This window comes from Cupriavidus sp. CP313 (assembly GCF_054072015.1).
The window spans coordinates 1-21786 of the sequence record NZ_JBSVZB010000042.1; the positions used below are offsets into that span (position 1 = coordinate 1).

The following is a 21786-nucleotide window of genomic DNA, read 5'->3' on the forward strand; positions in this document are numbered from 1 at the left end:
AGCCCAGCTTGGGCAGGAAGAGGCGGCCATTGGCCTGATCGAGCTTGATCTGTTTCGGGTCGGGGTAGCGGAAGCTGTCGCGTTGCCCCTTGCGCTTGAAGCGCGGGAAGTCGGCCCGCTTCTCGAAGAAGTTCTTGTAGGCTTCTTCGAGGTCTTTGAGCGCATGTTGCAGCGGATGGACGGGCGCATCCTTCAGCCAAGCCGTCCCCAAGCAGTTGCGCCACGCCGTCAGATGCTTCGCCATCGCGACATAGCCGATGAACTTGCCGCCCGCGTCGTGATTTTCCTTTTGCAACGCCAGCGCCTTGTTGAACACGAAACGGCACGAGCCAGCGAAGCGCGCATTTGGCGCTGCTGATCGCCGGTCGGCATCAGTTCGTACTTGAAGGCTTGGATGCGTTGCATGGCCGGAATTTTACAATGGCCCAGGCGGTACCCGAGGACAAGCAGGGGGCACGATCACCGTACCGAACGCAACCAGAAAATTCCATTGATCCGGAAGACGTTTCAGTACCCGAAAAGGCCAAATTCACGTCAACCGTAGGAATCTACAGACACCATGCCCCGAAAGCCGCGACTAACCTGAGACGTATCGTGGCGACGGCGAGCGCATGTGCTGGCGATCCCTTGCTGTGGCGTGCGTGCCAAGGCATCGCCAGTCGCTATCAGGATCACCTTTGACTTCAAGGAGAACACCAATGCACGACGCAGGGAAGACTGCGGCCATGCTTGCGCTGGCCAGCGTGTGCTGCGGCGCATGGGCCAAGGCGCTCACGTTTGAAGAAATCGAGCGGGCAGATACCGTTTCCGGGCGTTATATCAACCATCTGTCGGCAACAGAAATGAATGCTGCGACTCCGCCTCTGGCGCATCGCCGGTGTGGTGCGATTGCCCATGGCACCAACTCACCCCTAATCTACGGGACCGAGCCTGGCACACGGGGACGAGATTCACTGTCGGGACAATTGGCGCCATCGCCGCCTGTTCTTCATCGTCCCAACGGCTATTGGTGTTTCCCGACATCTGTCCGCGGTAGTGAAATCCTGTCGCATTGACTTGCCCCCCCTTCACCGCACCCATCCCCTCTCCATCAACGGCACATCCCACGGCGGCTCGCCCTGCAGGCTTTCCGCCAGGTAGTCCACCAGCACCCGCACCTTCAGCGCCTGCCGCTGCGTGGCCGGGTACACGGCGGCAAACTCGAACGACGACAGCGAATAGTCGTGCAGCACCGGCACCAGGCGGCCGGCAAGCAGGTCTTCGCTGGCGACCAGCGTGGGCAGGCAGACCACGGCGGCGCCGCTGACGGCGTAGTCACGCAGCAGGTGGACGGAGTTGGTGCGCATGCGCGGGGCCAGATCGATCTCGACCGATTCGGCATCGCGCGAGAACATCCACTTGTTGCGGGTCGGGTAGGCGGAGTACAGCGCCACCTTGCTGCAGATGAGGTCCGCCGGCCGCTCCGGCTTGCCCCAGCGTTCGATGAACGCCGGGGCCACGCAGAAGATGCGGCGCAGCGTGAACAGGCGCCGCGAGATCAGCGAGTCGTTCTGGGGCGCGAAGATCTGGAAGGCCACGTCGAAGCCTTCTTCGATCGGGTCGACCACGCGGTCGTTGACCACGATATCCAGTTCGATATCCGGATACTGCTGGCTGAAGCCGGCCAGGATGTCGGCGAAGTGCCGGATGGCAAACCCGGGCAGCACCTGGATGCGCAGGCGCCCGGCCGGGGTGGCGCGCAGGTCGCGCATCTGGTCGGTCAGGTCGGCCAGGTTGGCGACCACGTCGGCGCATTGACGGTAGTAGGTCCGCCCACTTCCGACAGGCGCACGTGCCGCGTGCTGCGATGGAACAGCGGCGCGTTGATGTACTTCTCGAGCTGCTGCACGCGGTGGCTGACGACGGAATTGGTCACGCCGAGCTGGCGCGCGGCCTCGGCAAAGCTTAGCGTGTCCGCGACCCTGACAAAGGCTTCGATACTGAGAAAACGGTCCATGGCAAACCCGTGCGAAGAGGATCATGACCCACGGCAGTGCTGCCATCGAGCCCTCGCCGGGCCGGCAAGACTGACAACGAGCCGCGGTTGCCTGCACAGCGGTGGGGCGCGGCGCCATCCCGGCCGCGATCAGAAGGCAGTTCGACGGCAATCATAGCGAACGAGGGGCAGATCCGTCATGCAGATCCTTGCATTGCATCGCCGTCGCCTGGTGCCGGGCGGCGCCATCGGCACGGGCATCGTGGCGCGCAGCAAGGCCGACGGCCACACCAGGTATGCGCGTCAATGGCGCTGGTGGTCCCGGCCGCCTCGCCGTGGCGCACGCTGCAGGACTGCTAGCGCAATGCCTAGTGCGCCTGCGGCTGGTCCCCGGCGTCCTGCGCTGCCGGGCGTGCCGCCGTCGGCGCCGCCGGTGCGCCGGTGATCTTCGGCACGCACTCGCCACGGAACCAGGCCACCGTGACCGGCTCGCCCGCCAGCAGGCGCTTGACGGGCGGCACCACTTGCTCGCCGATCAGCATCCCCAGCAAGCCGATCAGCGCCACCACCGGCGGCGCCGGCGAGCGCACCTGCAACAGTGCATAGATGATGCCGACCAGGATGCCGGCGGCCAGTGATACCAGATAGAGCTTCATTGCCTTCTCCATGAAATGATTCGTGGTGCCGCGCGGGCTTCAGCGCGCAAAGTGCGGCGCAATGCCGGCATCCACGTTGATCCACACCGAGCGTGACTCGGTGTAGCCGTGCATCGCCTCGAACCCCATGTCGCGCCCGTAGCCGGATTCGCCCACGCCGCCGAAGGGGCTGCCCGGATGGACGCGCTTGTAGCAGTTGACCCAGCACATGCCGCCGCGGATATCGCGCGCCAGGCGGTGCGCGCGGGCCAGGTCGCGCGTCCATAGCCCGTTGCCCAGCCCGTATTGCGTGGCGTTGGCGATGGCCAGCGCCTGCCCGTCGCTGGCAAAGCGCAGTACCGTGACGACCGGGCCGAAGACCTCTTCCTGGGCGATGCGGTCCTGCGAGCGCGCAGCGACCACGGTGGGCTCGACATAGAAGCCCTGGCGCAGGCGGGGGTCGGCGGGCGCCTTGCCGCCGGCCAGCACGGTGCCGCCCTGGGCCTGTGCCATCTCCACATACTCCAGCACGCGGTCGCGATGGGAAGCCGAGGTCAGCGGCCCCATCTCGGTGGCGGGGTCGGCCGGATCGCCCACGCGGATCGATTGCGCCAGCGCCACGAAGCGCTCCAGGAAGGCATCGGCGATGTCCTCATGCAGCAGCAGGCGCGAGCCGGCAATGCAGGCCTGGCCCTGGTTGTGGAAGCTGGCCCAGGCCGCGCCCGCCACCGCGGCATCCAGGTCGGCATCGGCAAAGACGATATTGGCGCCCTTGCCGCCCAGCTCAAGCTGGATGCGCTGAGGTTGCCGCGCGAGGCCTCGACGATGCGCCGCCCGGTGGCAGTGGACCCCGTGAAGGCGATCTTGTCCACGTCGGGATGGTTGGCCAGCCGCTGCCCGGCCACATTGCCGAAGCCAGGCACCACGTTGACCACCCCCGGCGGAAAACCGGCCTCGGCCGCCAGCGCCGCCACGCGCAGCGCGGACAGCGGCGTCAGCTCCGACGGCTTGAGCACCACCGTATTGCCCGCCGCCAGTGCCGGCCCCAGCTTCCAGCCGGCGAACATCAGCGGGAAGTTCCACGGCACGATCTGCCCCACCACGCCGACCGGGGCCCGTTGCACATAGTTGAGAAAACCGGGTTCGACCGGCACCACGGTGCCTTCGATCTTGTCGGCCATGCCGGCGAAGTAACGGAAACACGCCGCAGTGCGCGGCACGTCGAGGCCGCGCGCATCGCGGATGGGATGGCCGGTGTCGGCGCTTTCGAGTTCGGCCAGCCCCGTGTCGGCCTCGATGGCATCGGCCAGCCGCGCCAGCAGCCTGCCGCGTTCGCCGGCGGCGAGACGCGACCATGCGGGAAAGGCGCGGCGCGCCGCGGCCACGGCGCGGTCGATATCGAGTTGCGCGCCCGCGGCCACGCGCGTGATCAGGCTGCCGTCGTGCGGATTGACGACGTCGAGGGTGTCCCCGTCGAGGGCGTCGACGAAGCGGCCATCGATAAACAGCTGGTTGTGCATGGGAGTCCTTGGGGTGGCGGGCGGTGGCTTGCGCGGGGCGCGGGTGAAGCAAGGCGTAGAGGTCAGCCAGCGCCTGCCCTCTCCCCCCCTCTCCCGCAAGCGGGAGAGGGGAGCAAACCAGCGGACATTTGTTGTCGTGTGGTTGGCTGGACAGGTCGCTTGCGGCCTCAGCCCGGGGTGGCGGGCGGCCGCCCAATGCCCAGCAAGTGCCGCACCCGCGGCGGCCCTTCGCCGGTGTGGAAGCGCGCGACCTCGCGCTGCAGGTCGGCATCCGCGTGCGGCACGCGTTCGTGCTGGCGCAGGTGCTCGGCCCAGGATTCAACCAGGAACCACTCGGTGTAGGCCTCGGCATCGGCCGGGTCCTCCATCACGCCCCAGCTGAAGGCGCCGTCGCGCAGCCGTTCCTCGGACAGCTTGTGGATGGCGTGCAGGAAGCCCTGGCGCTCGGCCGCGCGCACGCGGTATTCGATCAGGATCATCACCGGGCCGCGGTCGTGCGCCACTTCCTCGGCGGCTTCGGGCGCGGGCCAGTGCCGTGCCGGGCCCAGGTCTTCCTCGCCACGCGGCAGCTTCACGCGGTGCATGACGACCCCGGCCACGCACAGTGCGGCCGCGGCGATCATCAGCGCGGCCGGCGTGCCCAGCCCCTGCGCGACAAAGCCCCACACCAGGCTGCCCAGCGCCATGGCGCCGTTGAACACCATCTGGTAGACCGCCAGCGCGCGGCCGCGCACCCAGTTGGGCAGGATCGCCTGGGCCGTGCCGGCCAGCGTGGTCAGCGCCAGGATCCACGCGGCGCCAAGCAGCAGCAGCGCCAGCATGGCGACCCATGCCGGCGGCGCCACCGACAGCACCGCCATCACCGCCGCGGTAGCCAGCGCCGCGGCCAGCATCAGCTGGTCCAGGTCCAGCCGTTTCTGCAGGCGCGGCATCACCAGCGCGCCCAGGATCGCACCCACGCCGACCGCGCCAAGCAGCATGCCGTACAGCGATGCGCCGCCGTGCAGCATCTGGCGCGCCACCAGCGGCAGCAGCGCCCACACGCTGCTGCCCAGCGCAAAGTGGCAGGCCGCGCGCAGCAGCACCACATGCAGCTTGCTGTGGGCCCGTGCAAAGCGCACGCCGGCGCGGAAGGCACCGAAGAAATGCTCGCGCAGCGGGTCTTCGGCACGTGCCGGGCGCTTCCACCACAGCAGCGCGGCAATCACGAACAGATAGCTGGCCACGTCCGCGCCATAGGTGGCCGCCGCGCCGAACGCGGCCAGCAACAGGCCGCCCGCGGCCGGCCCGATGGCGCGCGCGATATTGACGCCCAGCGAGTTCAGCGCGACCGCCGGCTTCAGTTCACTGGCCGGCACCAGCTCCGGCACGATCGACTGCCAGGTCGGCCCCATCATCGCCGTGCCGATGCCGCCCAGGAAAGCCAGGCCGATCAGCAGCTCGATGGTCAGCCCGTCCTGCCATGCCAGCAGCATCAGCGAACCGCTGACCATTGCCAGCCCCACCTGGATCACGATCAGGAAACGGCGCCGGTCGAGGATGTCAGACAGCACGCCGGCGGGAATCGCCAGCAGGAACACCGGCAGCGTGCCGGCCGCCTGGATCATGGCGACAGCGGCAGGCGAGCCCGACAGGTCAGTCGCCAGCCAGGCGCTGGCCACATCGCGCATGAAGCTGCCGATATTGCCCAGCACCGTCGCCGCCCACAATACGGCGAAGGTGCCATGCGCCAGCGGCGCGAAGCTGCCGCCGGCCGGGGCGGCGGCAGCGGGGATCGGCGCGGGCTTGGCGGCCGGGCTCATGCCTGGCCCCTGGCCGCGCGGCGTTGCCGCAGGTCTTCCCAGGCCACCAGGCAAAGGCCGCCGGCCAGCGCGATATGCTCGAAGAAGGCGTTGGCCTGCCCGAAGCGCGCATCCGGCGGCGCCTGCCAGAAGCGGTTGGCGACAAAGGTTGCCAGCACGGTGAAGACGGCCAGCGCCAGCGCGCCCAGCCACCGCAGCCGCCCGCTCAGCATCAGTATGGCCGCGCCCAGTTCCAGCACGATCACGGCTGCCGCCAGCGGCGCGGCCGGCGCCAGGCCGAAGTGCTGCATCTCGGCGATGGCGGCACCAAAGTCAGCCGCCTTGACCAGTCCACCCTGCAGGTAGGGCGCGGACAGTGCCAGCAGCGCCAGCCAGCGCAGCCAGGCCGAGGGCGCGCCGGGCGCGGCCGCTGCGCCCGCCGTGGGGAGGATGGGATGGGCAGTCATGGTCGGGTCTCCTCGTATCGGCAACGCAGCGGCATCAGAACGCCCAGCATGAGCAACCCAGTGCGCCCCAGAACGTACTCTCGTCCGAGGTGGGCACGCCGGCCGTCCAGGCCCTGGCATGCGCGTGGCCGTGCACGCCGCACGAACTGGCACAGCCACAGGCCGTGTTCAAGGCCAGCTTTTGGGCTTGCGGGCGCGGCTGGTACTGGCTGCCGTGGCGGGCAGGCGACCAGTCCGGCATGGCCGGCGGGATGGCGGGCGACAGCTTGCTGAAGTCGCCGTCGCCATAGACCACTTCGCCGCCCAGGATGGTCAGCACCGAGGTGATGTCCTGGATCTCGTCGCCCGGCACGCTGAAGTAGTCCGCGGACAGCACCGCCAGGTCGGCCAGCTGGCCCGCCTTGATCTGGCCCTTCTTGCCGGTTTCGGACGAGAACCAGGTATTGGCCTCGGTCCACAGCCGCAGCGCGGTCTCACGGTCGAGCAGGTTGGCCTGCGGGTACATCGACATGCCGCCCACGGTCTTGCCGGTGGTCAGCCAGTACAGCGACACCCACGGGTTGTAAGAGGCCACGCGCGTGGCGTCGGTGCCGGCGCCGACCTTGACGCCCTTCTCCAGCATCCTCTTCACCGGCGGCGTCGCCTCGGCCGCGCGCGCACCGTAGCGCTCGACAAAGTACTCGCCCTGGTAGGCCATCCGGTGTTGCACCGCGATGCCGCCGCCGAGCGCGGCGATGCGGTCGATATTGCGGTCGGAGATGGTCTCGGCGTGGTCGAAGAACCAGTTCAGCCCATTGAACGGAACCTCCCTGGCGACCTTCTCATAGACGTCCAGCGCGCGCGAGATGGTCTGGTCATAGGTGGCATGCAGGCGCCACGGCCAGCGCTTCTCGGCCAGCAGGCGAATCACCGGCTCCAGGTCGGCTTCCATCGACGGCGCCAACTCGGGGCGCTCGACGCGGAAGTCCTCGAAATCGGCAGCGGTGTAGACCAGCATCTCGCCGGCGCCATTGTGGCGGTAGAGGTCGTCGCCCTGGCCGGGCTTCACCTTGGAGGCCCAGGTCTTGAAGTCGCTGAGCTCTTCCTTGGGCTTCTGCGTGAACAGGTTGTAGGCCAGGCGCACCGTGAGCTGCCCTGCCTTGTGCAGTTCCTCGATGATGCTGTAGTCCTCGGGGTAGTTCTGGTAGCCACCGCCGGCGTCGATCACGCCGGTGACACCCAGCCGATTGACCTCGCGCATGAAATGTCGCGTGGAGTTCTTCTGGTATTCAGGCGGCAGCTTCGGGCCCTTGGCCAGCGTGGCGTAGAGGATGGTGGCGTTGGGCCTGGCCAGCAGCAGGCCGGTGGGATTGCCGCGCGCATCGCGCGCGATCTCGCCACCGGGCGGGTTCGGGGTGTCCTTGTTGTAGCCCACCGCGCGCAGCGCGGCGCCGTTCAGGATGGCGCGGTCGTACAGGTGCAGGATGAAGACCGGGGTGTCGGGCGCCACGGCATTCAGTTCCTCGATGGTGGGCAGCCGCTTCTCGGCGAACTGGTGCTCGGTGAATCCGCCCACCACCCGCACCCATTGCGGCGCTGGCGTGCGCGCGACCTGGTCCTTCAGCATGCGCATGGCGTCGGCGAGCGAGCGCACGCCGTCCCAGCGCAGCTCCATGTTGTAGTTCAGGCCGCCGCGGATGATATGCATATGGCTGTCGATCAGCCCGGGAATGGCCCGCCGGCCATTCAGGTCGACCACCTTCGTCTGCGCGTCGGCCAGCTTCATGATGTCCTGGCGCGTGCCGACGGCAACGAAGCGTCCGTCGCGGATCGCAACAGCGTCCGCCTGCGGCTTGGACTTGTCGAGCGTGGCGAACTTGCCGTTGACGAGGATGAGGCTGGGTTGGCTGCCAGGCGACATGGCGAAGCTCTCCGAGAGAGGCGCCGCGCCGAGCGCGGCGGCCGAGGCGATAAATTGCCGGCGGGTGACTGACATCGGGCTCAGGCCTTCAGGAAGGCCAGCAGGTCGGCGTTGACCTGGTCGGCATTGACCACGCACATGCCGTGCGAAGCGCCCGGATACACCTTGAGGGTCGCGCCCTTGACCAGTTCCACCGACCGCTTCGCCGAAGCCTCGATGGGCACGATCTGGTCGTCATCGCCATGCAGGATCAGCGTGGGCACGTCGAACTTCTTCAGGTCCTCGGTGTAGTCGACTTCCGAGAATTCCCTGATGCAGGCGTACTGGCCCACGATGCCGCCTGCCATGCCCTGCGCCCAGAAGGCATCGATGGTGCCTTGCGAGACCTTGGCGCCGGGGCGGTTGAAGCCGAAGAACGGCGTCGCCAGGTCCTGGTAGAACTGCGAGCGGTTGTCGGCCACGCCCTTGCGGATGCCGTCGAACACATCGATCGGCAGCCCGCCGGGGTTGGCCGCGGTCTTGAGCATGATCGGCGGCACCGCGCCGATCAGCACGGCCTTGGCGACACGGCCGGTGCCATGGCGGCCGATGTAGTGCGCCACCTCGCCGCCACCGGTGGAATGGCCCACCAGCGTGGCATCGCGCAGGTCAAGCGCGTCCAGCAGCGCCGCCAGGTCATCGGCATAGGTATCCATGTCGTTGCCCTGCGCCGGTTGGTCCGAGCGGCCATGGCCGCGGCGGTCATGAGCGATCACCCGGAACCCCTGCTGCACCAGGAACAACATCTGCGCGTCCCACGCGTCGGCATTGAGGGGCCAGCCGTGGGAAAAGACCACGGGCTGGCCACTGCCCCAGTCCTTGTAGAAGATCTGCGTGCCGTCTTGCGTCGTGATGATGCTCATGATGGGGCTCCTGGCTGCAATCAAGGGATCGGGTGAGCTTGCGGCGGGTTCAGTGCCGGCTCAGCGGGCAGGCACGGCGGCCAGTGCCTCATGCGGCGTGGCGGTGCGCTGCGCGGCCTTGTGGACCATGGTGTAGGCGTAGTCCACTCCCATACCGTAGGCGCCCGAGTGCTCCTTGACCAGTTTCATCACCGCGTCATACGTGTCGCGGTGGGCCCAGTCGCGCTGCCATTCCAGCAGCACCTGCTGCCAGGTGACCGGCACCACGCCGGCCTGGACCATGCGCTGCATGGCGTAGTCGTGGGCTTCCTTCGAGGTGCCGCCGGAGGCATCGGCCACCATGTAGATCTCATAGTCGCCTTCGGCCATGGCGCAAAGGGCAAAGCTGTTGTTGCAGACCTCGGTCCACAGGCCGGACACCACCACCTTCTTGCGGCCATTGGCCTTGAGGGCATCACGCACCTTCTGGTCGTCCCAGGAGTTCATCGAGGTGCGTTCCAGCAGCTTGTGGTCGGGGAACACGTCCAGCAGTTCCGGGTAGGTAAAGCCCGAGAACGACTCCGTTTCCACGGTGGTGATGGTGGTCGGGATATTGAAGATCTTGGCCGCCTTGGCCAGGCCAACGGTGTTGTTCTTCAGGGCCTGGCGGTCCATCGACTGCACCCCGAAGGCCATCTGCGGCTGGTGGTCGATAAAGATGATCTGGCTGTTTTGCGGGGTCAGGACTTCGAGCTTGGGGTTCGTCATGATGATCTCCGGTCAGGGGCGCCTGGATAGGCTGGCTTGCACGTTAGTGATTGCTACCGCTATATTCGTTCACCAGTGGCATTCGCTTGGTGTGTGTGCATAGTAGGCAAGGTGCCTTGCACTGACTACGGGGCAAAGTCCGAGGACAGTGTTCGCGGTTTGCGAATAATCGGGAGATGCAGCCGGGCGGCGGGCCGTGGCGGCGGATGACAGCATGGGGGACGCTGCCCAGCGCTGCGGGATGGGTACTGCCTGGGGGGGAATCGAGGGGAGATGCGCCAGACGGGTGCGTGCCTGCACCCGCCCGGCAACGGCCGGCATTGCGCCGGCCGGAACTTCAGCTCAGATCACGCCTTGCGCCAGCATGGCGTCGGCCACCTTGACGAAGCCGGCGATGTTCGCGCCTTCCACGTAATTGATATAGCCACCCGCCTTCTGGCCGTGGTGGATGCAGTTCTGGTGGATGTCCTTCATGATCGCGTGCAGCTTCTCGTCGACCTCGGCGTGGTGCCAGGACAGGCGCATGGCGTTCTGCGACATTTCCAGGCCGGAAGTGGCAACGCCGCCGGCATTGCTGGCCTTGCCCGGGGCGTAGAGGATCTTCGCATCGACAAAGCGGTCCACGGCTTCCAGCGTCGACGGCATGTTGGCGCCTTCGGCCACGCAGATCACGCCATTGCCAAGCAGGGTCTCGGCGTCGTTGCCGTCCAGCTCGTTCTGGGTGGCGCACGGCAGGGCCACGTCTGCAGGCACGTGCCATGGGGTGCGGCCGGCTTCGAAGGTCATGCCGCGGCGGGCGGCAAAGTCGGACAGGCGGCCGCGCTCCTCATTCTTGAAGGCCATCACTTCGGCCAGCTGCTCGGTGGTCATGCCCTGCGGGTAGTGCAGCACGCCGCCGGAATCGGACAGCGTCAGCACCGTGGCGCCCAGCTCGATCGCCTTCTCGGCCGCGTACTGGGCCACGTTGCCCGAGCCGGAGATCAGCACGCGCAGGCCATCAAAAGCGCGGCCGCGCTTGTGCAGCATTTCCTGGGCGAAGTAGACCGTGCCGTAGCCGGTGGCTTCCGGACGCATCAGGCTGCCGCCATAGGCCAGGCCCTTGCCGGTGAAGACGCAGGCAGACTGGTTGGACAGCTTCTTCATCATGCCGGCCATGAAGCCCACTTCACGCGCGCCCACGCCGATGTCGCCAGCGGGGATATCGGTATCCGGGCCCAGGTGGCGGAACAGCTCAGTCACCAGCGCCTGGCAGAAGCGCATCACTTCGCCGTTGGACTTGCCCTTGGGATCAAAGTCCGAGCCGCCCTTGCCGCCGCCCATGGGCAGCGTGGTCAGCGCGTTCTTGAAAGTCTGCTCGAAGCCCAGGAACTTCAGCACCGACAGGTTCACGGTCGGGTGGAAGCGCATGCCGCCCTTGAACGGGCCGATGGCCGAGCTGTGCTGCACGCGGAAGGCGCGGTTGACCTGCACGCGGTTCTGGTCGTCGGTCCAGGCCACGCGGAACTGGATCACGCGCTCGGGCTCCACCAGCCGCTCAAGCAGGGCCTGGTCGGCGTAGCGCGGATTGCGCTCGACAAAGGGCCAGAGCGTCATCATCACTTCCTTCACGGCCTGGAGGAATTCAGGTTGATTAGGGTCGCGGCGGGCAACCCCCGCCAGGAATGCGTCAAGGGAGGGAGAATTCACGGATGTCTCTTGCTGTGCTGGAGTGGCTGGATCCGGCAGCCTTGCCGGCTTGGTGCCGGTCTGTGGTGCCGTCTGGCGTTGCGCCGATGGAAGGTGGGTGGCCTCCGGTTGTCTGCACATTCACGGCGGGCCGTGCCTGTCAGACAACACAGCACTTTAGCACCAACGTGGGGCACACGACAGTCAAAACACCTGTGACAGCGGCGTGAAAGCCGCATTCCGGTGCAGGAGGCGGGGATTTCCGTGCGATCAGCGGACAGCGCTGTGTCCGTCGGGTGGGCTCCCCGGCCTTCAGGCGATGAGCAGCTTGGTGCCCCGTTCCTTGAGCGCTGCGCCCAGTTCGGGCTCCGGCGCCATGTCGGTGATCAGCCAGGCAGCCAGTTCGAAATGCTTGATGGTGACCCCGGTATTGCGCCCGAACTTGGTATGGTCAGCCACCACGCAGGCCACGTCGGCGGCCAGCAGCATGCGGCTGCGCAGCTCCGCCGCGGCGCGGGAGAAGTCGCAGATCTCGCCGCGCGGCGTGACGCCGCCGATGCCGACAAAGGCAAAGTCGGTGTGGTAGCGCGACAGCTGTTCGATGGTGTCCCAGCCGTGCGTGGCGTCTTCGTTGTCCTGCAGCTCCCCGCCCAGCACGATCACCCGGTTGCCGTTACGCCGGCCCAGCAGCTGGGCGATGGCAAGGTCGTTGGTGTAGACCAGCAGGTTGTGGTGGCCATGGAGCGCCTGCGCCACCGCGTGGGTGGTGGTGCCGTAGTCCAGGATCAGCGAGGCGCCGTCGCGCACCAGCTCGGCGGCGCGCACGCCGATGGCGCGCTTGCCTTCGGCATTGACCGCGGCGCGGGTCTGGGTGTCGGGCTCGGTGCGGTCAGAGGCCAGCGCGCCGCCGTGGGTCAGCACCAGCAGGCCGCGCGCGGCCAGCGCGTTGAGGTCGCGCCGGATGGTCTCGCGCGAGACGTCGAGCTCGGTCACCAGTTCGCTGATGGCCAGCGCGCCGGTGGCGGACAGCTGGTCGAGGATGTATTTCTGCCGTTGTTCGGCGAGCACGGTGACTCCGGAGTGGGGCGCGATGGGCGGGAAAGTACCTGTTGGGCGCCGATTCTAGCGCAATGCAGGAAAAAGCCGGCGCAGTGGCCGGCTTGCCAGGGATGCGCCGCCCTCCCTCACCCCCACGGCAGCGTAATCGTCTTCAGGTTGGTAAAGCTCTTGGCCGCCTCCTGCACGCCTTCCTTGTAGCCCAACCCCGAATCCTTGATGCCGCCGAACGGCGTCAGTTCGATGCGGTAGCCCGGCACTTCCCACAGGTTGACCGTACCCACATGCAGCGAATTGGCGATCCTGGTGAAATCCTCGATGCGGTTGGTACAGACGCCGGAGGACAGCCCGAACGCGGTGCCGTTGGAAATCCGGATGGCATCGTCCACGTCGCGGAAGGTGATGATCGGCGAAACCGGCCCGAAGGTTTCCTCGCGCACCACGGTCATCGACGGGTCCACGCGGTCCAGCACCGTCGGCGAATAGCTGGCGCCGTTGCGCTGGTTGCCCACCAGCAGCCGCGCGCCCTGCGCCACTGCCTCATTGACGCGTGCCTCGAACAGCTGCGCGGCCTGCTCGTCGATCACGGTGCCCATGTCGACGCTGCGGTCCATCGGGTCGCCGTATTTCCACGCGCGGGTCTTCTCCACCACCAGTTCGGTAAAGCGCGCGGCCACGGCTTCATGCACCAGCATGCGCTTGACCGCGGTGCAGCGCTGGCCGGAGTTCTTGTACGAGCCCTGCACCGCCAGGTCCGAGGCGCGGTCCAGGTCGGCGTCGTCCAGCACGATCAGCGGGTCGTTGCCGCCCAGCTCCAGTATCACGCGCTTGTAGCCGGCCTTGCTGGCAATGTACTTGCCGATCGCCACGCCGCCGGTAAAGGTCACCAGGTCCACGGCGGGGTGCGTGATCAGCTCGTCGGCGATCTCGCGCGGGTCGCCGGTGATCACCTGCAGCATCTGCGGCGGCAGGCCGGCTTCATACAGCAGGTCGGCCAGGTAGAACGCCGACAACGGCACCTTTTCCGACGGCTTGAGCACCATGCGGTTGTTGGTGGCGATCGACGGCGCCACCTTGTGCGCCACCTGGTTCATCGGGTGGTTGAACGGCGTGATGGCGCAGATCACGCCCAGCAGCGGCTCGCGCTGGGTCATCACGCGGCGCTTCTTGCCGTGGGGGGTCAGGTCGCATGAGAACAACTGGCCATCGTCGCGCAGCGCCTCGGTGGCGGCAAAGCCAAGCACATCGGCGACACGGCCGATCTCATACAGCGAATCCTTCTTGGACAGGCCGGATTCCAGCGTGATCAGGTCCGACGCTTCTTCAGTGCGCTCGCGCAGCAGCGCGGCGGCGCGGTTCAGGATGGCGGCGCGCTCATAGCGCGTCAGCGTGGAGCGGTAGGCCTGGCCCACTTCGAAGGCACGGCGCACGTCGTCCAGCGTGGCCTTGGGCACGGTACCGACCCGCGTGCCGTCATACGGATTGCGCACTTCGATCACGCGCTCGCGCACGATCTTCTGGCCGTCGATGCGCAGGGCCTCGGCGCGGAAATGGGGGTTGACGGCACCAGCGGGGAATTGGGGGGCGTTCATCAGACTTGCTCCGAGAAACCCCGCCCTTCAGGGCGGGGAGTGAAAGGAGTGCTGCCGGCAGCAAGCAATCCCAAATTAGAATGACCGGCATGCTTCTTGTCTATCGCTACCGGGTGAAGTCGCTGAACGGCCTGCTCAATCAGCAGAGCCGCGCGGTGAACTACGTCTGGAACTTCTGCAATGACACGCAGAAGCACGCGCTCAAATGGGGCAAGAAATGGCCCACGGGTTTCGATCTGAACGTGCTGACCACCGGCAGCAGCAAGGAACTCCGTATCCATTCCGGCACCGTCAACGCGGTTTGCGAGCAGTACGCCAAGTCGCGTAGCCAGCACCGCCGCCGGTACCTGCGCTATCGCGGCCGCAGGTCCCTCGGCTGGGTGCCGCTCAAGGGGCGAGATCTCAAACGTTCGGGTGAGGCATTCCGCTTTGCCGGCAACACGTTTCGCGTGTTCAACCGCAGGCCCCTTCCCGAGGGCAAGATCAAGGACGGCACGAATTTCTCCCGCGACGCGCGAGGCAACTGGTTCCTGAACATCGTGATTGAAGTTGCCGACACCCAGGCCCGTTCCCCGGCACGCGGCGTCGGCATCGATCTCGGCTTGAAGCACCTTGCGACACTCTCTACTGGTGAGAAGATCGAGAATCCGCGTCACCTTGGCCAACTCGAGCAAGCCCTTGCCAAGACCCAGCGTGCGCGCAAGAAACGACAGACGACGAACCTCCACGCGCGCATCAAGAATGCGCGGCATGACTTTCTGCACAAGCTCTCGCATCGCATCGTGCGGGACTTCGACTACATCGCGGCGGGTAATGTGAATGCCGCCGGCCTCGCCAGGACCAGCATGGCGAAGTCCATCCTCGATGCGGGCTGGTCGTCCTTCCGCACAATGCTCGCGTACAAGGCGATTGCGCATGGCGCGTGGTACGAGGAAGTCGACGAACGTTTTACCACCCAGGTCTGCTCTTCGTGCGGCACGATGCCGCCGGAGAGGCCGAAAGGTATCGCAGACCTCGGAATAAGGCAGTGGGTATGCAGTCGATGCGGTGCTGTACATGATCGCGATGTGAACGCTGCGCTAAATATCCTTGCCCGATCGGGACATCGATCGCCTGCAGAGGGAATCTCCTCCCTTTAGGGAGGGGAGGATGTCAAGAGTCTCCTCCGGTCAGTTCGGTACGGCTCAATGCACTCAGTGCAGATGGTTCAGCGCGACATCGAAGATGTCGAAGTTGCGCAGCAGGGCCTTGCCGGGAATGCCGGCCGTGGCACGGTTGAATACCAGCGGCACGGTCTGCTCCGACACGCCGCCGTGCGAGCGCAGCGGCGCGTCCAGCCCGGACAGGTCGTGGCGGCTGCGGCTGGTGCCCAGCACCACATGCTTGTCGCTGGTCACCACCAGGTCGCCGACGCGGTCGGGCGGCAGCTCGAAGCGCGCGCAGGCCTCGGCGTTGGTCAGCACGCTTTCCACGCCCTGCAGGTCGGACAGCCGGGCCTGGATCGCGGCCGGGTCCGCATCGTCGGGCAGATAGATGGTGGCGTAGGACCCGAGCGCGCCGTGGTGGACCACGTAGGGATCGGTGATCGGCAGGATCACGCGCGCGCCGCCGTCTTCCACGCCGCGGCCCAGCCATGCGTCCAGCTGGTCCTGCAGGTAGATCACGTTGGGCGCCTTGGTGGCGTCGTCGTGCTTGGCGTTCATGCCGTGGTCGGCGGTCAGCGCGACCACGCAGCCCAGTTCGTCAAGCCGCGCCAGGTACTTGTCCATCATGGCGTAGAAGGCGTTGGCGCCGTCCGTGCCGGGTGCGAACTTGTGCTGGATATAGTCGGTGGTGGACAGGTACATCAGGTCCGGGCGGCGCGTTTCCATCAGGCGCACGCCGGCGGCGAAGACGAACTCCGACAACTCCGCGCTGTACACGTCAGGCACCGGCATGCCGACCAGCTCGAGCACGCCGTCGATGCCGTTCTCTTCCACCGTGGCCTGGTCGGCCTTCTCCGACGAGAAGCAGATGCCCTGCATGCCGTGGCCCAGCAGGCGGCGCAGCTTGTCCTTGGCGGTCACCACGGCGACGCTGGCCCCGGCGTCGGCAAACGCGGCCAGGATGGTGCCGGCGCGCAGGTACTTGGGGTCGTTCATCATCACTTCCTCGCCGCGCCCGCCGTTGGCGCTGCGGTCAAAGAAGTAGTTGCCGCAGATGCCGTGCACCGCGGGCGGCGCGCCGCAGACAATGGACAGGTTGTTGGGGTTGGTGAAGGTGGGCACCACGCAGGCGCCGCGGAAGGCGGAGCCGGCTTCCAGCAGCTGCTTCAGGTAGGGCGCGCGGCCACTGGCGGCGGCGGCTTCCAGGTAGTCGAACTCGCAACCGTCGACGCAGACCACCACGACGGGCTGCTGCATCCAGCGGTAGCTGCGCTGGTTGACGGTAATGGTGCGGGCATTGGTGTCAGGCATGTTGGGGTTCCTGTGCTTGGGCGCGATCGGGGTCGGTACTTTGAATGGATTCAGTCGGATTCAGGCGGCAGCACCCTTGTCGGCGCTGGCCGGATCTACCGCGGCGTGCATGCGGGCGCGGCCGCGCTCCACGTGCTCGCGCATCAGGCGCGCGGCCAGTTCGCCGTCGCGCGCGGCAATCGCCGAGACAATGGCGCGGTGCTCGCGGGTGGAGTCGGGCATGGCGGCGTGGCTGCCGGAGAGCGCTTCGCGCCGGAACAGCGTCAGCTCCTTGACCAGGCGCCGGTAGGTATCCAGCAGCTTGCGGTTGCCGGCGAGTTCGACCATGCGGTCGTGGAACGCCAGGTTCAGCCGCGTGTATTCATCGACATCGCGCGCCTGGCTGGCGACGCCCAGTGATTCCACCAGCGCGCGCAGTTCGCGCAGGCTCTCTGGCGTGATGCGGGCGGCCAGCTGCCGGCCGATGAACTCGTCCAGCACCGCGCGCAGCTCATAGATCTCATCGGCTTCCTCCACCGAGATGGCGCGCACGAACACGCCGCGGTTCTTCTCGGTGCGCAGCAGGCCAGCCTGCTCCAGCGCCCGGAAGGCTTCCCGCACCGGTCCGCGCGACACATTGAGCTGCCCTGCCACCTCGATCTCATTGAGCTTGGCGCCGGGGGGCAGGTCGCCCGACATGATCCGCAGTTCCAGTTCGCGCTGCACCAGGGTGGCCAGGGACTGGCTCTGCAGGATGGTGATTTCGCTCGCCAGCGGTGCTTGGCGTGACATGAAAACTCCCGTTTGTGACGGATTGCGCAATATCGAAAATCCTTATTGCCATTAAAGCAAGCGGTTTGTATATTGTCAACAATCAAGACATCGGTGTGGCGAAGATGGTGACGTATGGAGCGCGAGAAGCCAGGCATATGTCTTGCAAGTGTTGTAGCACAAGGGTTTCACGGTGATTCAATGTTGTGCAGCACGCCCCGTGGCAATGCAACATATTCACCAAATTGACACATATCTCCACCTACAATGCCAGAAGGAGTCCCCATGCAACCGTCCTTCACATCCACCCTGCGCACCGCCGCCGCCCTGCTTGCGCTAGCCGCCTCCGGTACGGCGCTGGCCCAGAAGACCACCCTCACCGTCTACACGGCGTGGGAGATCGAGACCCTCAAGCCGTACGCCGAGGGCTTTGCCAAGGTGGCCCCCGATATCGAACTGAAATACGTGCGCGACTCCACCGGCGTCATCACCGCCAAGGCGCTGGCCGAAAAAAGCAACCCGCAGGCCGACGTGATCGCCGGGCTGGCGGCGTCCAGCCTGGAACTGCTCAAGCAGGAAGGGATGCTGGCGCCCTACGCGCCCAAGGGCTTCGAGAAGCTGACGCGCGACTACAGCGACAAGGCCACGCCGCCGTCGTGGGTGGGGCTGGACGTCTGGGGCGCCACCATCTGCTTCAACACCATCGAAGCCAAGAAGCGCAACCTGCCGCGCCCCGAAACCTGGAAGGACCTGGCCAAGCCCATCTACAAGGGCACCATCGTGATGCCCAACCCGGCCTCTTCCGGCACCGGCTTCCTGGACGTGACCGCCTGGCTGCAGCTCTATGGCGAGCAGGATGGCTGGAAGTACATGGATGCACTGCACGAGAACATCGCCCAATACACCCATTCGGGCTCCAAGCCATGCAAGCAGGCCGGCTCGGGTGAGTTCCCGATCGGCATCTCGTTCGAGCTGCGCGCGCACAAGACGCTGGCCTCGGGCGCGCCGATCGAGATGATCTTCCCCAAGGAAGGCCTGGGCTACGACATCGAGGCCGCCGGCATCGTCAAGGGCACCAGGAAGATGGAGGCCGCGCAGCGCTATATGGACTGGCTGGCCAGCAAGGAGGCCAACCAGCTGTTTGCCAGGGACTGGGCCATCGTCGCCTATCCGGGCGTGGCGAGGAAGATCGAGACCATCCCGGCCAACTACGAGCAGATGCTGGTCAAGAACGACTTCAGCCATATCGCCAAGAACCGCGAACGCGTGCTGACCGAGTGGCAGAAGCGCTATGCCAGCAAGTCGGAGAAGCAGCCCTGAGCGCCTGAGCGCCGTCCTGTACCGGCGCCCTCGCCCCCCGGGGCAGAGGACGCCGGGTCCCCCAACAGAACACACCGGGCCCCACGCCATGCAGACCTCCCCATCCACGGCCGAGACCTACCTCAGCCTGAAAGGCATCCACAAGCGCTTCGGCGGCAGCAGCGGCGCCTTCGTGGCACTCCAACATATCGACCTGGACGTGCGCCAGGGCGAGCTGCTGTGCTTCCTGGGCCCGTCGGGCTGCGGCAAGACCACGCTGCTGCGCATCATCGCCGGGCTGGAGTCGCAGAGCGCCGGCACCATCCACCAGGGCGGGCGCGACATCTCCACGCTGCCGCCGATGGAGCGGGACTACGGCATCGTATTCCAGTCTTACGCGCTGTTCCCCAACCTGACGGTGGCGGACAACGTCGCCTACGGCCTGGTCAACCGCCGCATGCCGCGCGACCAGCGCCGCGCCCGCGTGGATGAGCTGCTGACGCTGGTGGGGCTGCCCGAGCGCGGCAACCAGTACCCGGCGCAGCTTTCCGGCGGCCAGCAGCAGCGCGTGGCGATTGCGCGCGCACTGGCCACCTCGCCCGGCCTGCTGTTGCTGGATGAGCCGCTGTCCGCGCTGGACGCCCGCGTGCGGGTGCGGCTGCGCAGCGAGATCCGCGCGCTGCAGCAGCGGCTGAACATCACCACCGTCCTGGTCACGCACGACCAGGAAGAGGCATTGTCGATGGCCGACCGCATCGTGGTGATGAACCAGGGCGCGATCGAGCAGGTGGGCACGCCGGCGCAGATCTACCAGCGCCCGGCCACGCCGTTCGCCGCGGACTTCGTCGGCAAGACCAATATGCTGGGCGCGCGCGTCTGCGGCGATGGCGAGCTGCACCTGGGCGGCGTGCGCATGCGCTGCGCCGCGCCCCCGGGCTGCTGCGCCGACGAGGACGTGCAGGTGTTCTTCCGCCCCGAAGACGTGTGCGTGCGCGGCATCGAGCAGCATGGCCCCAACGTGCTGGAGGCCACCGTGGACAAGATCGAGTTCCTCGGCGCGTTCTCGCGGCTGACGCTGCGCCTGCCTGACGCAGCGTCCGGCGCACTGTACGCCGACCTCTCCCTCAATGACCTACACGAGCTGCGCCCGAACACTGGCGACCTGCTGCGCCTGGCCATTCCCGCTGACCGTATCCGCATTTTCCGCCACGCATGCGCATGAGCCTCACTGCGGCGCCGGCCGATACGTCTGCCACCATGCCGGCCACCGATACCGTCCCCGCCCCCGCCACCAGTGCGCCGGCAGGGCCTGCCAACCCTGGCGCGCAGCCCGCGCCACCGGCGCTGGTCGCCACCGCCGTGCGTGCGCACTGGACCGACCGCCTCGCCCACGTGCTGCTGGCGCTGGCCGCGCTGGCGCTCGCCTGCTTCGTGCTGGCGCCGATCGTGATGATCCTGGCCAAGAGCGTGCAGAACCGCGACGGCAGCCTGGCCGGCATCGCGCACTTCCGCGCGTACTTCGAGTCGCCCGCGCTGCTGCGCTCGGTGTGGAACAGCCTGTGGGTCTCTGCCCTGGCCACCTGCATCACGGTGCCGCTGGCGTTCAGCTTTGCCTATGCGCTGACGCGCAGCCGCATCGCCTGCAAGGGCCTGCTGCGCAACCTGGCGCTGATCCCGCTGCTGGCGCCATCGCTGCTGGCGGCGATCTCCTTCATCTTCTGGTTCGGCAACCAGGGGCTGTTCAAGCCCTGGATGGGCAGCACGCAGATCTACGGGGCGCTGGGCATCGTGGCCTCGCTGGTGTTCGCCACCTTCCCGCATGCGCTGATGATCCTGATCACCGCGCTGTCGCTGACCGACGCGCGGCTGTATGAGGCGGCCGATGCGCTGGGCACCTCTACCGTGCGCAAGTTCTTCACCATCACCGTGCCGGGCGCGCGCTACGGACTGGTCAGCGCGGCGATGGTGGTGTTCACCTATGCGATCTCGGACTTCGGCATCCCCAAGGTGATCGGCGGCAATTTCCATATGCTGGCCACCGACATCTACAAGCTGGTGATCGGCATGCAGGACTTCTCGCAGGGCGCGGTGGTGTCGCTGATGCTGCTGGTGCCGGTGGCCGTCACCTACTACGTCGATGCGCGCGTGCAGCGCCGCCAGATGGCGCTGATGTCGGCACGCTCGGTGCCCTACGTGCCACGCCGCAGCCGCCGCTTCGACCTGGCCATGGCGATGTTCTGCTGGCTGATGGCGGCGCTGATGCTGGCGGTGATGGGCATGGCGATCTACGCGTCCTTCGTCAAGCTGTGGCCGTACAACTTCTCGCTGTCGCTGAACCACTACCGGGTGGGCCTGGTCGAGGGCGGCGTGGTCGATTCCTACCTGAACAGCGTGCGCATGGCGGGACTGGCCGCGGTAACCGGGCCGGTGTTCATCTTTGCCACCGCCTACCTGCTGGAGAAGACCCGCGGCATGGACTGGCTGCGCAGCTTCGTGCGGCTGATGGCGGTGCTGCCGATGGGCGTGCCGGGGCTGGTGCTGGGCCTGGGCTACATCTTCTTCTTCGTGCCGCAGGCCAACCCGATGCACGGGCTGTACCAGACGCTGGGGATCCTGGTGCTGGTGACCATCGTCCACTATTACGCATCCTGCCACCTGACCGCCGTGACCGCGCTCAAGCAGCTCGACAGCGAGTTCGAAGCCGTGTCCGCGTCGCTCAAGGTGCCGTTCTACAAGACCTTCTTCAAGGTCACGGTGCCGGCCTGCCTGCCCGCCATCCTGGAGATCTCGCGCTACCTCTTCATCAATGCGATGACCACGGTCTCGGCGGTGGTGTTCCTGTACGGCGCCGACACCAAGCTGGCCTCGGTCGAGATCGTCAACCTGGATGAATCCGGCGACATCGGCCCCGCGGCGGCGATGGCAACCCTGGTGGTGCTGACCTCGGCCTTCGCCTGCCTGCTCTATTACGTGCTGCAACGCGTGCTCGATTGCAAGACCCAGGCCTGGCGCCAGGGCAACGACTGACTTTCCTTATCTCC

Annotated in this window: 17 protein-coding genes and 3 pseudogenes; 6 read left to right on the forward strand and 14 right to left on the reverse strand. The window is 66.7% G+C overall.

The window, feature by feature from the left end; all coding sequences use genetic code 11:
- Positions 1-405: pseudogene (locus ACW4E8_RS35905) on the reverse strand (RNA-guided endonuclease InsQ/TnpB family protein); the annotation flags it as partial.
- Here ACW4E8_RS35905 and ACW4E8_RS35910 point away from each other — a divergent pair.
- Together ACW4E8_RS35910 and ACW4E8_RS35915 are read left to right on the forward strand one after the other, a co-directional pair.
- Positions 346-681 (forward strand): hypothetical protein, encoded by a 336-nt coding sequence (locus ACW4E8_RS35910; protein WP_456808892.1) that lies wholly within the window; start codon positions 346-348, stop codon positions 679-681. The pseudogene ACW4E8_RS35905 and the gene ACW4E8_RS35910 sit on opposite strands and share 60 nt — an antisense overlap.
- A gap of 17 nt (positions 682-698) precedes the next feature.
- Complete coding sequence (locus tag ACW4E8_RS35915; RefSeq protein WP_456808847.1) at positions 699-1055, forward strand: hypothetical protein; 357 nt, start codon at positions 699-701, stop codon at positions 1053-1055.
- Positions 1056-1067: 12 nt separating this feature from the next.
- Here the strand turns inward: ACW4E8_RS35915 and ACW4E8_RS35920 are convergent.
- The 11 genes and pseudogenes from ACW4E8_RS35920 to phnY all read right to left on the reverse strand — a co-directional run bounded on the left by ACW4E8_RS35920 (position 1068) and on the right by phnY (position 14240).
- A pseudogene (locus ACW4E8_RS35920) lies at positions 1068-1996 on the reverse strand (LysR substrate-binding domain-containing protein).
- 347 nt (positions 1997-2343) lie between these two features.
- Positions 2344-2631 (reverse strand): XapX domain-containing protein, encoded by a 288-nt coding sequence (locus ACW4E8_RS35925; RefSeq protein ID WP_013953538.1) that lies wholly within the window; start codon positions 2629-2631, stop codon positions 2344-2346.
- Between the two features lie 39 nt (positions 2632-2670).
- Positions 2671-4130: pseudogene (locus ACW4E8_RS35930) on the reverse strand (aldehyde dehydrogenase family protein).
- Between the two features lie 167 nt (positions 4131-4297).
- A complete protein-coding gene (locus tag ACW4E8_RS35935; protein ID WP_456808848.1) occupies positions 4298-5932 on the reverse strand; it encodes an MFS transporter in 1635 nt (544 codons plus the stop codon).
- On the reverse strand, positions 5929-6378 hold the full coding sequence (locus tag ACW4E8_RS35940; RefSeq protein ID WP_456808849.1) for a DoxX family protein: 450 nt from the start codon (positions 6376-6378) through the stop codon (positions 5929-5931). The genes ACW4E8_RS35935 and ACW4E8_RS35940 overlap by 4 nt, the downstream gene beginning before the upstream one ends.
- A 34-nt stretch (positions 6379-6412) precedes the next feature.
- Entirely contained in the window at positions 6413-8353 is a 1941-nt protein-coding gene (locus ACW4E8_RS35945) for an amidohydrolase (protein ID WP_456808850.1), read from the reverse strand.
- A gap of 5 nt (positions 8354-8358) precedes the next feature.
- Positions 8359-9180, reverse strand: coding sequence for an alpha/beta fold hydrolase (locus tag ACW4E8_RS35950; protein ID WP_456808851.1), 822 nt, complete (start codon positions 9178-9180; stop codon positions 8359-8361).
- Positions 9181-9240: 60 nt separating this feature from the next.
- Positions 9241-9927 (reverse strand): hydrolase, encoded by a 687-nt coding sequence (locus ACW4E8_RS35955; RefSeq protein ID WP_316156766.1) that lies wholly within the window; start codon positions 9925-9927, stop codon positions 9241-9243.
- Positions 9928-10269: 342 nt separating this feature from the next.
- Positions 10270-11613: an NADP-specific glutamate dehydrogenase gene (gdhA, locus tag ACW4E8_RS35960; protein WP_456808852.1), complete on the reverse strand. Its 1344-nt coding sequence runs from the start codon at positions 11611-11613 to the stop codon at positions 10270-10272.
- 291 nt (positions 11614-11904) lie between these two features.
- Positions 11905-12660 carry a DeoR/GlpR family DNA-binding transcription regulator gene (locus tag ACW4E8_RS35965; protein WP_456808853.1) on the reverse strand — a complete coding sequence of 252 codons (756 nt, stop codon included), beginning with the start codon at positions 12658-12660 and terminating at the stop codon, positions 11905-11907.
- A gap of 116 nt (positions 12661-12776) precedes the next feature.
- Entirely contained in the window at positions 12777-14240 is a 1464-nt protein-coding gene (gene phnY / locus ACW4E8_RS35970; protein ID WP_456808854.1) for a phosphonoacetaldehyde dehydrogenase, read from the reverse strand.
- 89 nt (positions 14241-14329) lie between these two features.
- Between phnY and ACW4E8_RS35975 the strand changes: the two genes are divergently transcribed.
- The gene (locus tag ACW4E8_RS35975) at positions 14330-15379 is read left to right on the forward strand and encodes an RNA-guided endonuclease InsQ/TnpB family protein (RefSeq protein WP_456808890.1); all 1050 of its coding nucleotides are present in this window, start codon (positions 14330-14332) and stop codon (positions 15377-15379) included.
- A 54-nt stretch (positions 15380-15433) separates the two neighbouring features.
- Here ACW4E8_RS35975 and phnA read toward each other — a convergent pair whose 3' ends face one another.
- Together phnA and ACW4E8_RS35985 are read right to left on the reverse strand one after the other, a co-directional pair.
- Positions 15434-16696 carry a phosphonoacetate hydrolase gene (phnA, locus tag ACW4E8_RS35980; RefSeq protein WP_456808855.1) on the reverse strand — a complete coding sequence of 421 codons (1263 nt, stop codon included), beginning with the start codon at positions 16694-16696 and terminating at the stop codon, positions 15434-15436.
- Positions 16697-16756: 60 nt separating this feature from the next.
- A complete protein-coding gene (locus ACW4E8_RS35985) occupies positions 16757-17467 on the reverse strand; it encodes a phosphonate utilization associated transcriptional regulator (protein ID WP_316156762.1) in 711 nt (236 codons plus the stop codon).
- Positions 17468-17731: 264 nt separating this feature from the next.
- Here ACW4E8_RS35985 and ACW4E8_RS35990 point away from each other — a divergent pair, with 264 nt between their 5' ends.
- The 3 genes from ACW4E8_RS35990 (at position 17732) to ACW4E8_RS36000 (ending at position 21772) form a co-directional block, all read left to right on the forward strand.
- Positions 17732-18766, forward strand: coding sequence for a putative 2-aminoethylphosphonate ABC transporter substrate-binding protein (locus ACW4E8_RS35990; protein ID WP_456808856.1), 1035 nt, complete (start codon positions 17732-17734; stop codon positions 18764-18766).
- 88 nt (positions 18767-18854) lie between these two features.
- Positions 18855-19967 (forward strand): putative 2-aminoethylphosphonate ABC transporter ATP-binding protein, encoded by a 1113-nt coding sequence (locus tag ACW4E8_RS35995; protein ID WP_456808857.1) that lies wholly within the window; start codon positions 18855-18857, stop codon positions 19965-19967.
- The gene (locus tag ACW4E8_RS36000; protein ID WP_456808858.1) at positions 19958-21772 is read left to right on the forward strand and encodes a putative 2-aminoethylphosphonate ABC transporter permease subunit; all 1815 of its coding nucleotides are present in this window, start codon (positions 19958-19960) and stop codon (positions 21770-21772) included. The genes ACW4E8_RS35995 and ACW4E8_RS36000 overlap by 10 nt, the downstream gene beginning before the upstream one ends.
- The last annotated feature ends 14 nt before the right edge of the window (positions 21773-21786 follow it).

Coding starts and splice junctions, on each gene's coding strand:
- ACW4E8_RS35915 (WP_456808847.1), top strand. CDS start 699: ATGCACGACGCAGGGAAGACTGCGGCCATGCTTGCGCTGGCCAGCGTG.
- ACW4E8_RS35925 (WP_013953538.1), bottom strand. CDS start 2,631: ATGAAGCTCTATCTGGTATCACTGGCCGCCGGCATCCTGGTCGGCATC.
- ACW4E8_RS35935 (WP_456808848.1), bottom strand. CDS start 5,932: ATGAGCCCGGCCGCCAAGCCCGCGCCGATCCCCGCTGCCGCCGCCCCG.
- ACW4E8_RS35940 (WP_456808849.1), bottom strand. CDS start 6,378: ATGACTGCCCATCCCATCCTCCCCACGGCGGGCGCAGCGGCCGCGCCC.
- ACW4E8_RS35945 (WP_456808850.1), bottom strand. CDS start 8,353: ATGTCAGTCACCCGCCGGCAATTTATCGCCTCGGCCGCCGCGCTCGGC.
- ACW4E8_RS35950 (WP_456808851.1), bottom strand. CDS start 9,180: ATGAGCATCATCACGACGCAAGACGGCACGCAGATCTTCTACAAGGAC.
- ACW4E8_RS35955 (WP_316156766.1), bottom strand. CDS start 9,927: ATGACGAACCCCAAGCTCGAAGTCCTGACCCCGCAAAACAGCCAGATC.
- phnY (WP_456808854.1), bottom strand. CDS start 14,240: ATGAACGCCCCCCAATTCCCCGCTGGTGCCGTCAACCCCCATTTCCGC.
- ACW4E8_RS35975 (WP_456808890.1), top strand. CDS start 14,330: ATGCTTCTTGTCTATCGCTACCGGGTGAAGTCGCTGAACGGCCTGCTC.
- phnA (WP_456808855.1), bottom strand. CDS start 16,696: ATGCCTGACACCAATGCCCGCACCATTACCGTCAACCAGCGCAGCTAC.
- ACW4E8_RS35985 (WP_316156762.1), bottom strand. CDS start 17,467: ATGTCACGCCAAGCACCGCTGGCGAGCGAAATCACCATCCTGCAGAGC.
- ACW4E8_RS35990 (WP_456808856.1), top strand. CDS start 17,732: ATGCAACCGTCCTTCACATCCACCCTGCGCACCGCCGCCGCCCTGCTT.
- ACW4E8_RS35995 (WP_456808857.1), top strand. CDS start 18,855: ATGCAGACCTCCCCATCCACGGCCGAGACCTACCTCAGCCTGAAAGGC.
- ACW4E8_RS36000 (WP_456808858.1), top strand. CDS start 19,958: ATGCGCATGAGCCTCACTGCGGCGCCGGCCGATACGTCTGCCACCATG.